The sequence below is a fragment of the Christiangramia pacifica genome (assembly GCF_057221535.1).
This window is the reverse complement of sequence record NZ_CM170146.1, coordinates 486873-499493: the sequence shown is the minus strand read 5'-3', so window position 1 is coordinate 499493 and position 12621 is coordinate 486873. Positions and strand designations below refer to the sequence as shown.

General features: G+C 34.1%; 14 protein-coding genes. All 14 read left to right on the top strand.

Annotated features, from left to right (window positions below; genetic code table 11):
* Window positions 1-32: 32 nt before the first annotated feature.
* The 14 genes from AC2S94_RS02270 (at window position 33) to AC2S94_RS02205 (ending at window position 12619) form a co-directional block, all read left to right on the top strand.
* Window positions 33-1469, top strand: a complete 1437-nt coding sequence (locus tag AC2S94_RS02270; protein ID WP_484629894.1) for a nucleotide sugar dehydrogenase — start codon at window positions 33-35, stop codon at window positions 1467-1469.
* Between the two features lies 1 nt (window position 1470).
* Complete coding sequence (locus AC2S94_RS02265; protein WP_484629893.1) at window positions 1471-2013, top strand: GDP-mannose 4,6-dehydratase; 543 nt, start codon at window positions 1471-1473, stop codon at window positions 2011-2013.
* A 144-nt stretch (window positions 2014-2157) separates the two neighbouring features.
* On the top strand, window positions 2158-2490 hold the full coding sequence (locus AC2S94_RS02260; RefSeq protein WP_484629892.1) for a hypothetical protein: 333 nt from the start codon (window positions 2158-2160) through the stop codon (window positions 2488-2490).
* A gap of 18 nt (window positions 2491-2508) precedes the next feature.
* Window positions 2509-3981: a lipopolysaccharide biosynthesis protein gene (locus tag AC2S94_RS02255; protein WP_484629891.1), complete on the top strand. Its 1473-nt coding sequence runs from the start codon at window positions 2509-2511 to the stop codon at window positions 3979-3981.
* A complete protein-coding gene (locus AC2S94_RS02250) occupies window positions 3975-4784 on the top strand; it encodes a glycosyltransferase family 2 protein (protein ID WP_484629890.1) in 810 nt (269 codons plus the stop codon). Before AC2S94_RS02255 ends, AC2S94_RS02250 begins: the two co-directional genes overlap by 7 nt.
* Before the next feature lie 9 nt (window positions 4785-4793).
* On the top strand, window positions 4794-5297 hold the full coding sequence (locus AC2S94_RS02245) for an acyltransferase (protein ID WP_484629889.1): 504 nt from the start codon (window positions 4794-4796) through the stop codon (window positions 5295-5297).
* Window positions 5298-5393: 96 nt separating this feature from the next.
* Entirely contained in the window at window positions 5394-6344 is a 951-nt protein-coding gene (locus AC2S94_RS02240; RefSeq protein WP_484629888.1) for a glycosyltransferase family 2 protein, read from the top strand.
* The gene (locus AC2S94_RS02235) at window positions 6341-7588 is read left to right on the top strand and encodes a hypothetical protein (protein ID WP_484629887.1); all 1248 of its coding nucleotides are present in this window, start codon (window positions 6341-6343) and stop codon (window positions 7586-7588) included. The genes AC2S94_RS02240 and AC2S94_RS02235 overlap by 4 nt, the downstream gene beginning before the upstream one ends.
* Entirely contained in the window at window positions 7551-8390 is an 840-nt protein-coding gene (locus tag AC2S94_RS02230) for a glycosyltransferase family 2 protein (RefSeq protein ID WP_484629886.1), read from the top strand. Before AC2S94_RS02235 ends, AC2S94_RS02230 begins: the two co-directional genes overlap by 38 nt.
* 2 nt (window positions 8391-8392) lie before the next feature.
* Window positions 8393-9340, top strand: a complete 948-nt coding sequence (locus AC2S94_RS02225) for a glycosyltransferase family protein (protein WP_484629885.1) — start codon at window positions 8393-8395, stop codon at window positions 9338-9340.
* Complete coding sequence (locus AC2S94_RS02220; protein ID WP_484629884.1) at window positions 9315-9884, top strand: acyltransferase; 570 nt, start codon at window positions 9315-9317, stop codon at window positions 9882-9884. Before AC2S94_RS02225 ends, AC2S94_RS02220 begins: the two co-directional genes overlap by 26 nt.
* Window positions 9881-10591 (top strand): WecB/TagA/CpsF family glycosyltransferase, encoded by a 711-nt coding sequence (locus AC2S94_RS02215; protein WP_484629883.1) that lies wholly within the window; start codon window positions 9881-9883, stop codon window positions 10589-10591. Before AC2S94_RS02220 ends, AC2S94_RS02215 begins: the two co-directional genes overlap by 4 nt.
* Before the next feature lie 51 nt (window positions 10592-10642).
* Window positions 10643-11767, top strand: a complete 1125-nt coding sequence (locus AC2S94_RS02210) for a glycosyltransferase family 4 protein (protein ID WP_484629882.1) — start codon at window positions 10643-10645, stop codon at window positions 11765-11767.
* A 60-nt stretch (window positions 11768-11827) separates the two neighbouring features.
* Window positions 11828-12619 (top strand): polysaccharide biosynthesis/export family protein, encoded by a 792-nt coding sequence (locus AC2S94_RS02205; RefSeq protein ID WP_484629881.1) that lies wholly within the window; start codon window positions 11828-11830, stop codon window positions 12617-12619.
* Window positions 12620-12621: the final 2 nt, after the last annotated feature.

The window sequence follows — 12621 nt, the reverse complement described above, 5'->3', positions numbered from 1 at the left end:
TATCGAGAACTTTTGGTTAACTATCGGGTTAAATGAGAATTAAAAACATCTGTTGTATCGGCGCTGGCTACGTAGGAGGACCTACTATGGCGGTCATCGCACAAAAGTGTCCCGATATTAATGTAACTGTTGTTGACATCAACGAAAAGCGGATCGCCGCCTGGAATGACGATAATGTGGAAAATATCCCGATCTACGAACCAGGACTTTCAGATATAGTAGCTGAAGCTAGAGGCAGAAATTTGTTTTTTTCTGCCAATGTAGATGCTGCCATCAATAAAGCAGATATGATCTTTATTTCGGTAAATACGCCAACCAAAACTTATGGAATTGGTAAGGGTATGGCTGCCGATCTTAAATGGATCGAGCTTTGTGCACGCCAGATTGCCAGGTTAGCGATCAACGATAAAATTATCGTTGAAAAATCTACCCTTCCGGTTAGAACTGCGGAAGCTTTAAAGAGCATCCTGGAAAATACCGGTAACGGTGTAAATTTTCAGATCCTTTCAAATCCGGAATTTCTGGCAGAAGGCACCGCAGTTAAAGATCTTTTGGACCCAGATAGGGTTTTGATAGGTGGCGATTTGGATACTGAAGAAGGAAGAGAGGCCATGCAGTCACTGGTTGATATATATGCGCACTGGGTGTCAAAGGAACAGATTCTGACTACCAATGTCTGGTCCTCTGAATTATCAAAGCTGACCGCCAATGCTTTTCTTGCTCAACGTGTTTCCAGTATCAATGCTATGAGCGAGCTTAGTGAACATACCGGTGCAGATGTAAACGAAATATCTAAAGCAATAGGCATGGACTCCAGGATTGGCTCTAAATTTCTTAAAGCTTCTGTAGGCTTTGGAGGATCCTGTTTTCAAAAGGATATTCTCAACCTGGTTTATATTGCACAGTCTTTTGGGCTAAATGAAGTAGCCGATTACTGGGAGCAGGTGATCATCATGAATGATCACCAAAAAAGAAGATTTGCAGCTAATATTGTGAAGACTTTATTTAATACAGTTTCCGGTAAAAAGATTGCCATATTGGGTTGGGCCTTTAAGAAGGATACCAATGATAGCAGGGAGTCTGCAGCCATTTATGTAGCCGATTACCTGCTCAATGAACAGGCTGAGGTTGTGGTGTATGATCCCAAAGTTACTCAAGAGCAGATCTATGCGGATCTGGATTATTTGGGGACAAGAAATGAAGCAGATAATAGAAAATTATTAAAGGTGGTTAGAACTTCTGAAGAAGCTACAGATGCAGCACATGCTACTGCGATTCTAACAGAATGGGATGAGTTTAAGAAACTCGATTGGCAGAGAGTATATTATTCCATGTTGAAACCTGCATTTATATTTGATGGAAGGAAAATTCTGGATATTATGGAGTTAAAAGAGATTGGCTTTAATATATCTGCAATTGGACTTTCAGGGCAACAAACAAAAAAGAATTTAGTTACCGAAATTGTATAAAATGAAGATCTTGGTTACCGGTGCAGCTGGGTTTATTGGATTTCATCTTTGTGAATCTTTACTAAAAAATGGTCACTCTGTGATAGGTCTTGACAATATGAATGATTATTACGATGTTAATCTTAAATATGCCCGACTAAAGGAATTGGGAATTGAAAGAAGTGAGGCGGAGATTTTTAATGAGACTTCCTCTTCATCAATTCATGGGGATAATTTAAAATTTATTAGACTCAATCTTGAAGATAGAGAAAATTTACCATTGCTATTTGAACAATCTCAATTCGATATAGTATGTAATCTGGCTGCTCAAGCTGGGGTTAGTTATAGTCTAAAAAATCCTGAGGCTTATATAGATTCTAATATCGTAGGATTCTTGAATATTCTGGAATGTTGCAGGCACAATGAAATTAGGCATTTACTATATGCAATTAGCTCCATTGTATATGGGGAAAATAAAAAAGTACCTTTTTCTGAAAATGATAATGTGGACTATCCGATTAGTTTATATGCTGCCACAAAGAAGTCAAATGAGTTGATGGCATAAACTTATAGTCACCTATATGGAATTCCATCAACCGGTCTAAGTTTTTTACTGTTTATGAACCATGGGGAAGACCGGATATGGGATCTATTTATTTAATAAGGCCATTATTCAGGAAAACCAATTAAGGCGTTCAATAATGGGAATATGAGTCGCGATTTTACCTATATCGATGATATCATTTTAGGTATCAACATTGTATTGAAATCTCCTCCATCTCGAAGGGATAATAAACCTGCCTATAGACTAGCTAATATTGGTAATGAAACGCCTCAAAATCTTGGAGATTTCATAGGTGCGATAGAGAATTCATTGGATATCACGGCAGAAAAAGAATATTTGCCGATGCAGCCTGGTGATGTACCTCAAACATGGGCAGATATTAAGGGACTGAATGAAATGGGATATGAAAGCGCTACAGACATTAATAGCGGTGTAAAAAAATTTATCAGCTGGTATGAAAATTATCATCAGAACTAATTAAGTTATGAACTAAAGATGATAAAAGCTAAAAAAGAAAAAAATCTAACTCTCAAAGTTTTAGAAGGTAGTAGTTGGATGATTTTGCTCAAAATGGCAAACCGAGGGATTTCCACTATTACATCCTTAATTCTTGCAAGAATATTGAGCCCGGAAGATTTCGGTCTTGTATCGGTAGGGATTATCACTATTTCCTTTCTTTCGGCCTTAAGTGAAGTTGGAATTAAACAATCCTTAATTCAAGAAAGCGAAGAGAATACTTCAAAATTTTTAGATACTGCTTTTACGGCTGAAGTGTTAAGAGGCCTCATCATTTTCACTGTTATATTTTTTTCTTCTTCATTAATTGCAGATTTTTTTAATAAGACAGAGGCTATTAATATTATTAGAGCATTTGCTCTTGTCCCACTAATTAAAAGTCTATCAAGTATAAAAATAATATACCTGCAAAAAGAACTGGTTTTTAAGAAACAGTTTATTTTTGAAATTTCAAATTTAATTGGTCCTCTTTTTATTACTATTCCTCTTGCAATTGTAATACAGAATGTATGGGCAATAGTCTACGGGACAATTTTTGGCTCTTTTGTTCAGATGGTTGTGTCCTATTTTTTAATGCCATATAGCCCATCAATTAGAATTAACAAAAATCAATTTAAAAAAATGTTTCAATTTGGTAAGTGGATACTTGTAGGTAGCGTTGTGGCATTTTTTTCGATGGAATTGGACACATTTATTGCTGCCAAAGCTTTATCGCCTAGTAAATTGGGCATATATACATTAGCATTCACAATCGCAAATAAACCTATAATAGAAATCGGAAAGGCCTTAGGGAGTGTTTTTTTTCCTGCGTTTGCTAAAATAGGATTTGACCTTGAAAGAACAAGAAGCGCATATTTAAGATCTAGTTTAATTCTATATCTAATAATTGTTCCTCTGTCAATAATTCTAATATTTATAGGCGAAGATTTCGTGAAAGAAATATTAGGCGAAAATTGGTTACCAATGATTATGCCATTAAAAATTTTGGCTTTAGGAACTATTTTCCGGGGATTATGCATTCCGAATACGGGGTTATTTAATGGAATTGGTAGACCTAACCTGTCTTTTAAACTTTCAGTTATAAGGTTGATAGCGTTGATGAGCGGATGCCTAATGCTTTATTATAACTTTACATTAGTAAAACTATCTATTGCAGTGTTATTCTCCAATTTGATGTTTTTTACAACATATATATACTATTTAAAAAAGTATTTAAATTTTTCTATAGAATCCCTACTTGGGAACTATACCCTCGTTTTTATTCTTGTGATTGTAATGGTGTTGACTGGTTTGATATTCAGAACGTACTTGGACCCAGGTTTGAGTAGATTGATTATTCTGTTATTTACGTTTACGTTAACCTATCTTTTAGTGATAATTTTGTTCTTAAAATATTCTAATAATAAAACTTTAGACCAAATAAAATTAGTAATACCTTATAAAAAATGGTAAAGGAACCATTAATTAGTGTAAATATAACAACTCATAATCGAGCACACTTATTAACAAGATGTGTAGAATCAGTTATTAGTCAGGATTATAGAAATTTAGAGATCATTATTGTAGATGATGCATCAACTGATAAAACTCAGGAAGTTCTGAATGACTTGAAAAGAAAAGATCCTAGAATTAGGGTAATTAGGCATGATGTAAATAAAAAGTTACCAGCAGCCCGAAATACCGCGTGGACTAATTCAAAAGGTGAATATATTGCAACAATGGATGATGATGATTTTTGGTTGGATCCAAACAAGCTAAAGAAACAGATTTCCATATTTATAAATCCAAAAAACAGAAATCTTGCTATTTCTTGCACTAGTGTAAGATGTTATTCTGATGAAATTAATTTTAAAGATAAGATCATCTCTGAGCCTAAGGACTTAATAAAACATATTCTTTCTGGTAATGGAATTATCTATACTCCAACAGTAATGACCAAGAAAAGTATTTTAGAAAGGGTAGGAGGTTTTGATATTAAGATGCCAAGAGGTATTGACAGTGAGTTTTATAGGACGTGCATAATAAAATATGGTTATAACGTCCACTTTTCTTCAGATATAACTACTGCAGTGAATGAGTTTGGTGAAGATAGAATTACGACAAATGTTAATTTGAAGAGTTTGAATAAAACCCTTAAGGCGAATATATACTTAATTTTAAAATATAGAAAAACTTTCATTAAGTATCCAAAGTTAGGGCTAAATCGCATTGTAAGCTCGCTAAAAAATTATATCCGTTTTGGGTGGGCCTATTAAATCTTTTTTATGTTTTGGATAAAATCATTGAACTATTTTCAACGTATCTATACAAGATCATATAGAAAATATTTAAGAAAGAACTTTGGATCTGGTGGGGATTCAGCTATTTTTTATGGTTTAAAAAGACCTATGATCAGGGGGGTGGAAAATATTTTATTGGGAAAAGAAGTGAAAATAAATGAGGATTGCTTTTTAAACGCGAGGAAAGAAGCTAAGATAACTATTGGGGATTATTGCACAATTAGCTCTTTCGCTAAATTAATGACTTCAGGTTATGATCTAGATAAATGGCTAAATCAAAAAAATCATCCTATTGAAGATATACACCTAGATAAAAATATAGTTATTGGTGACCATTGTTGGATTGGCACCGGAGTAATAATATTGGGAGGTGTAAGAATTACAGGGAACAATGTTGTCATCGCTGCCGGATCTGTTGTAACAAGGTCCTTCTCAGAAAGTAATATACTTATTGGAGGTGTCCCTGCAAAAATCATTAAGTACCTTTAACAAAAAAAAAACATTCTTTGATATTATTACAACAAAGAATTCCTTGGAGTAAAGTGCTTTTTAAAACCTTTTAAAAAAAGTAAATCTAATTTTTTTATGAAACAACCTTCAGTAACAATCTGTGTAACAACTTTCAATAGAGCTGGATTAATAAGAAATACAGTTAAATCTATTCTCTCTCAATCTCACCAAAATTTTGAATTAATAATTGTTAATGATGGCTCATCCGATAATACTAAGGAAGTACTTGAAAAAGAAATTTTATGCTTAGATAGTCGAATGAAACTCATTAATCATGAAAAAAATAAAGGATTAGCTGCAGCGAGAAATTCCGCCATTAAAGTAGCTAAAGGGCAATATTTTGCTCATTGTGATGATGATGATGAATTGAAAGAAAACTCTATTCAAGAGAGACTAGAGGCGTTTAAAAAAGCAAGAAACAATAGGGGTGAATTAGCAGTTGTATATTCCGGTTGTGTCATTGAAAACAGAAGTCTAAATAAAATTTTCTACCATAAACCAGTAATGCAAGGAAAAATTGAGGAAAATATAAAATTTGGTAAACTTTCCACTATACCTTCAAGTGGTTTATACAAATTATCCCTCATTCGAGAAATTAATGGTTATGATGAATCCCTAAAGTCTTTTGTAGATCATGATTTTTGGTTAAAGATGTCAAAAGCCGGATTTGAATGTGAGGGAGTCGATAAGCCTTTAACTAAGACTTTCGTATATGACGAAAAAGAAAGTATGGTCACTGATGTTTCGAGGAGAATAGAGGTGATTGAAGAGTTTTTATCTAAATGGAAAATTTATTTAACCGACATAATGGGAAAATCCAATAGCGATAAATTTTGCAATTCTTATAGAAAGAAAATTATAACTGAACTGGCTGTACGCAATATTAGAAACAAAAATTCTGAGGGTTTTAAATTATGCTATTCTTATCTCACCAAAAAAATAGGTTTTATTAATATTGGACTTTATGGAGGAAGGCAAATAATAAAATCCTTGTTTGCTCCGGTTTATCACAAATTAGTTCAATGAAATTTAATAGAGCTAATTTCCTCGCAAAGTTCAATGTAATTTTAGGTCTTTGCCTATCAGGTAATCAGGTTTTTACCAAGCAGGATAGCTATGAATTACTATTAATAATTTTTGCTATCTATCTAACCTTTCTTTATAGAAAGAGACTGATAGTAAAATTAAATTCGTTTTTAATTCTGGTCTCTACTTTTGCAATAATTTTTCTTCTTCAAATATTTCATTTTCAAATTTTGAATTTGCCTACTTATATAGGGTTCATAATTAAACTTTATATTGGTTTTGTCTTATTTACTGGAATTGCTGATTTCTCCTTGTTCTATGTGAAAAGCATTAAAAACTTGGTGCTATTAAGCCTAATATTTTTTCTTCCCTCTGTTATTTTACCTTCGTTTTACAAATTATTTTCACCTTTAGAAAATTTATTCGGTGTTTCGGGGGAGATCAGGCACAATATAGGTGTCCATAATTTCATGGATTTGCGGAACGCTGGTTTTTTTTGGGAACCTGGAGCTTTTTCAGGATATATAATTCTGGCACTTATTTTACTAATTTCAGAATGGAGAAAGTATAATTTGAATTTTACCAAGTACTATATAATTTTATTCGTAGGAGTTATTTCCACTTTTTCTACGACAGGCTACATTTGTTCGGCCATTTTAGGACTTATTGTATTGTGGAAATCTTACATACAAGGTAATTCGAAGTATGCGAAGCTGATTTTTCCTCTACTAATTCCCTTGGTGGCATTTATCACTGTTCGAAGTTTTCAAAAATTTGATTTTTTATCAAGTAAAATATTACATCAAATGGAAGCAGTTTCTAATGATGAGGGAAATTGGCAAATTAATAGGTTTGGATCGTTAGTGTTTGATTGGGAGTATATTAAAGAAAGACCTTTGACAGGATGGGGACTCCATCAATCTACAAGATTTAGTAAAGCTCCTTGGCATCAAGAATTCGCTTCTGGAATGGGTAATGGAATGTCGGATTTTATAGCAAAGGTTGGAATTCTTTTTTTTCTTACCTACCTGTATAAAATATATAAAGGATTTAAAGCTGGCTCAAAAAATTATGAATCTCTAATTTTCACCCTAGTTATACTTTTATGCTTACAAGGGGAGTCATTTTTAAATTTCCCAATTTTTTTGGGACTCTTCTTTATTCCTGAGTCGATTAAAACGCAGTTTTTTGTAGATAATATTAGATATGAAGTATATAGCGGTTCTGCTTACCTGCCACAATAGGAAAGAGAAAACTCTAAAATGTCTGGAATCACTTTTTCAAAGCCATATTCCTGTTGGATTTTCTATTGAAGCTTATCTGGTTGATGATGGGTCGACAGATGGTACAGCTGAAGCAGTATCTAGGAAATTCCCTGCGGTTCGGGTACTTCAAGGAACAGGTTCTCTTTTTTGGAACCAGGGCATGCGGTTGGCCTGGAATACAGCTGTGCATAGAAGGGATTACCAGTATTACCTTTGGTTAAATGATGACACCATTTTAGACCACAACGGGTTAGCAAAAATTATTGATGCTTATAGACGTGCGAGATTTTTGGAATCCAACGAAGTTATTATAACTGCTGCCTGTAGGACGCATCAGAATATAAACATCTTCTCATACGGGGGAAGAACAGAAAAAGGGCCGGTTATTCCAAACGGTATAGTCCAGAAATGTAAATATTTAAACGGAAATGCAGTACTCGTACCTGCTGCTATCCATGCAACACTTGGCAACCTGTCGAAAGATTATACACACGGAATAGGAGATTTTGATTATGGTTTGCGTGCGGCTAAAGAGGGTTTTATGTGCTACACCACAAAAGAATATTCAGCTACCTGTCTGCCTAATGAAGGCATCCCAAAATGGTGTAACCCAGATACCCCCCTTAAAAAACGCTGGGAATTGATGCATTCTCCTCGTGGTTTAAATATCAAGGAGTATATAATATTTCGAAAAAATTTTTGGGGGCATAAATGGCTGGTGTTTGCTTTAAAAGCATATGCCAAAATGTTATTTCCTAATTTATACCACCGGATAGCATAGATATGTCACAGTTAGCGCCAATTTGCTTATTTACATTCAACCGCCTTAGAGAGACAAAAAGGACTGTTCAATATTTAAGGAAAAATAATTTAGCGTACAAAAGTGATCTTTTTATATTCTCAGATGGCCCTCGTAATAAAGAAGAAGAATTAAAAGTTCAAGAAGTTCGTGAATATTTGAAAGGAATTCAAGGATTTAATCACATTATTATTCAGGAATCTACAGTCAATAAAGGGTTAGCTAACTCAATTATTGAAGGAGTTACAGACATTGTACAGAAGTACGGGAAAGTAATTGTAGTTGAAGATGACTTACAAACCACCGGAAATTTTTTATCATTTCTAAATGAAGGATTAAACTATTACAAGGATAGGAAAGATATTTACGCAATAAACGGTTATTCACCTAAAATTGATGGAATCAATTTGAATAATGATGGGATATATTATCATTCAAGGGCTTTTCCTTGGGGGTGGGCAACTTGGTCAGATAGGTGGGATTCGCAATTATTTAACAAAACTAAAATAAAAGAGAGAATAGAGGGTGATTCCAACTTAATGGAAAACTTTATTTGTCAAAATGGTGATGACGTTAAAAATATGCTATTAGGATCTCTAAGAGGGGATAATAATTCTTGGTATATAAGGTGGGTCTTCTCAAATTATCTTTTAAATAAGAAGTCTGCTTTCCCATTATTATCTAAGGTAAATAATATTGGCTTTAATAATACGGGCACCCACTGTGGAACAATTTCAGCATACAAAGCTTGCCTTGATTACTCAGAATGTCATTCATTTAACTTTAGTAATATAATTGATTTACAGGATTTTGATGGTCGATTCCTAAAATACTTTTCTAAAGGGTACAAATTGAAATACAGGCTTAATTTACTCTTGAAATCTCAAGGAAGAAAATTAGTTTTAAATGAAATTAAAGCTAAATTATTTTAGAGGGATGATAATTAAGTGTTTAAAAAACATTCGACTCTATTTTTTAAAAACAATTCTATGGAAAAGCTATGAGATTGGAAAAAATTTTCATGCTGGTAGAAGAGTTTGTTTATGGGCGAAAAATTCCATTACCATCGGAGAGAACTTTTATATAGGACGTTACTCTCAAATTGAATGTAATGCAGAAATTGGTGATAATGTTATTTTCGGAAATAATGTTGCTTTAGTTGGAAAATATGACCATCATTACGAACAAGTCGGGGTGCCAATAAGGTTAGCATCCCAAATTAGAGATGATTCTTATTCGTGGAAGGGGCTAAATTCAAAAGTGATAATAGAAGACGATGTTTGGGTTGGTTACGGTTCAATCATTTTGAGTGGAGTTAAAATAGGACGTGGATCCATTGTGGCGGCCGGAGCTGTTGTTACGAAAGATGTTGAGCCTTTTAGCATTGTAGGAGGAAACCCAGCTAAACATATAAAATATCGATTTACTGAAATTGAACAGCGAGAACACGATAAAAGTTTGAAAGGTACTAAATGAATTTATTAGGATATCAAATTGCGTCCAATTACCCAAGTCTTATAAACAATCAGAAGACTATAGTAAATACAATAAATCCTCATTCCTATTGTGTTGCAAAAAAAGATTCTGATTTCGAAATGGCTCTTAAAGAAAGTGACCTATTGCTTCCTGATGGAATTGGAATTGTAATAGCATCGAGAATTTTAAACTGTAAAAAAATTAAAAAAATTGCAGGTTATGATCTCTTTTTGAATTTAATGGAGCATTTAAATGAGACCGGGGGGACATGTTTTTTTTTAGGAGCTGCTCCGGAAACCTTAGAAAAAATTCATCAAAAAGCTGCAAAGGAATATCCAAATGTCAAGGTTCATAGTTTTTCACCACCGTATAAACCGGTTTTCACCGAAGACGATAATTATTTAATGTGCGATAAGGTTAATGCGGTTTCACCTGATGTTCTGTTTGTGGGTATGACAGCTCCAAAACAAGAAAAGTGGGTCTATCAAAACAATGATGAACTTAATGCAAATATTATTTGCTCTATTGGCGCTGTGTTTGATTTTTATGCCGGTACCGTAAAACGCCCTTCAAAATTTTGGATCAAGTGCGGTTTAGAATGGCTGCCTCGATTTCTGAAGGAGCCAAAAAGATTGGCTGCAAGAAATTTAATTTCTACACCGGAGTTTATATTTGAAGTTATTAAAGCAAAGTTTAATCTTAATTAGCCTCTTGCCCTATCAATAGGTTTATCATACTGACCTAAATACCAAATCTTTATGAACATCCTTGATCACGAAGTAATCCTGAGATTATTTCGAAGCAACTATCTGTTCTTTGTTTTATGCGTTTTTGGGATCGCTTTCCTGGCTACATTTTATTTTATACCAAAGGTATTATGGGTTACTAAGGAAAAGAATCTTATGAAAACTATTAATGAGAGAAGTTCTCATGATAAACTGATTCCTAATTTTGGGGGCGTAGCCTTTTTTATGGTTTTGGTTTTAATTGTTTCTGTTCTGCAAAGTGTAAAAACTACCTTTACTGGTAATCATTTGATTGTCGCTGCAACTCTTTTGTTTATGGTGGGCTTAAAAGATGACCTGGTTATTTCTACAGCCAGGGTAAAACTTTTTGGACAATTAAGTGCTGCCTTCTTCCTCGTTTTTTCTCCGGAATTACAAATCACCAGTCTGCATGGTTTATTCGGTATTTATGAGGTTCCTGAAGTAATTGGATACTTTATAAGTGCATTAATAGTTGTAGCCGTTATAAATGCCTATAATTTAATTGATGGGATAGATGGCCTGGCTTCAATGGCCGGAATAGTAATGAGTCTTGCATTTGCTTTAGCCTTTTATTCATCGGGCAATCCTTATTTTGTTCTGATTAGCGTAACCGTTGCCGGTATTCTGGCGGCATATTTAAGATTTAACTTTTCAAGAGGGAAGAATAAAATTTTTATGGGAGATTCTGGTTCATTAATTATAGGATTAGTATTAGCCTGTCTTACTTTAAAAGTGATTGCGTTGCCGTTTGATTCCAAGGTCGCTTATTTAAATAATGGGAGGCTGGTTTACTTAGCTTCAGTATTATTCATTCCGTTGTTCGATACATTAAGAGTGATGATTTTAAGAGTAATTGACGGCAGAAGTCCTTTTGAAGCAGATCGAAATCATATTCATCATATCCTTCTTGATTTAGGACTTTCTCATTTCAAAGCTAGTTTTAGTTTGGCTGTACTTAATATCTTTATAATTGCCAGTTTTATAATTCTTAGCAACTACTTGTTACATGATTACTTACTAATCGCTATCTCAGTAATCGCACTTTTAGTAGTTCTCATATTTGGAGGATTAAGAAAAAAGGCGAATCAGATCCAGCAGGTTAAATCCTACGCATAATTTATTTTCACATTTTTTTAACGATTGAAAAAACTTAACTTCGCAGAAATTTTGAAAAACATGAAGTACCCCAAATTATTTACTTTAACATTTATAAGCTTTCTTCTGGTCTCTTCATGTGTGTCCAGAAAGGAAATTGTATACTTCCAGGGCATGGACGAAGCTAGTGAAGCTTTAGAAGAAAATCAAAACAAAGGTCTTCGTATAAAGCATAATGATCTTTTAACTATTAGCGTGTCGGCTGCGGAACAGGAAGCGGCAATGCCTTTTAATTTACCGGTAATTGGAGTTCCACAAGGTGGTGCTGAGTTAGGAGGACTTTCGGTAAATGGTAGACAACAGTTACAAACTTATTTAGTAGATTCAGAAGGTAATATTGAGTTTCCTGTTCTAGGTACGGTCTCTGTAGCAGGACTGAACCGGCAGGAACTTTCTGGAAAATTAAAAAAACAAATTTCGGAATATGTTCAGAATCCTATTGTGAACGTACGATTGGTAAATTTCCAGGTGAGTGTTCTTGGTGAAGTAATGATGCCCGGTACATTTGATGTTCGGGATGAGTATTTAAGTTTACCTAAAGCTCTTGGTTTTGCCGGTGACTTAACCATCTACGGCAGAAGAGACAATGTTTTGGTGATGAGAGAGGAAAATGGTAAGAAGGTACATGAGTATCTTGATCTAACAGATCCAAACGTAATATATTCCCCTTTTTATTATTTACAGCAGAATGATGTAGTGTATATAGAGCCCAATGGTGCTCAAATGCAATCGGCGAGTTACAACCGAAATGCCGGTGTCTATATAAGCATCGCCTCGGTACTAATTTCACTTGCAGTTTTAATAACAAATTAATT

Coding starts and splice junctions, on each gene's coding strand:
- AC2S94_RS02220 (WP_484629884.1), top strand. CDS start 9,315: ATGAAATTAAAGCTAAATTATTTTAGAGGGATGATAATTAAGTGTTTA.
- AC2S94_RS02225 (WP_484629885.1), top strand. CDS start 8,393: ATGTCACAGTTAGCGCCAATTTGCTTATTTACATTCAACCGCCTTAGA.
- AC2S94_RS02250 (WP_484629890.1), top strand. CDS start 3,975: ATGGTAAAGGAACCATTAATTAGTGTAAATATAACAACTCATAATCGA.
- AC2S94_RS02210 (WP_484629882.1), top strand. CDS start 10,643: ATGAACATCCTTGATCACGAAGTAATCCTGAGATTATTTCGAAGCAAC.
- AC2S94_RS02265 (WP_484629893.1), top strand. CDS start 1,471: ATGAAGATCTTGGTTACCGGTGCAGCTGGGTTTATTGGATTTCATCTT.
- AC2S94_RS02240 (WP_484629888.1), top strand. CDS start 5,394: ATGAAACAACCTTCAGTAACAATCTGTGTAACAACTTTCAATAGAGCT.
- AC2S94_RS02215 (WP_484629883.1), top strand. CDS start 9,881: ATGAATTTATTAGGATATCAAATTGCGTCCAATTACCCAAGTCTTATA.
- AC2S94_RS02270 (WP_484629894.1), top strand. CDS start 33: ATGAGAATTAAAAACATCTGTTGTATCGGCGCTGGCTACGTAGGAGGA.
- AC2S94_RS02255 (WP_484629891.1), top strand. CDS start 2,509: ATGATAAAAGCTAAAAAAGAAAAAAATCTAACTCTCAAAGTTTTAGAA.
- AC2S94_RS02260 (WP_484629892.1), top strand. CDS start 2,158: ATGAGTCGCGATTTTACCTATATCGATGATATCATTTTAGGTATCAAC.
- AC2S94_RS02230 (WP_484629886.1), top strand. CDS start 7,551: ATGAAGTATATAGCGGTTCTGCTTACCTGCCACAATAGGAAAGAGAAA.
- AC2S94_RS02245 (WP_484629889.1), top strand. CDS start 4,794: ATGTTTTGGATAAAATCATTGAACTATTTTCAACGTATCTATACAAGA.
- AC2S94_RS02205 (WP_484629881.1), top strand. CDS start 11,828: ATGAAGTACCCCAAATTATTTACTTTAACATTTATAAGCTTTCTTCTG.
- AC2S94_RS02235 (WP_484629887.1), top strand. CDS start 6,341: ATGAAATTTAATAGAGCTAATTTCCTCGCAAAGTTCAATGTAATTTTA.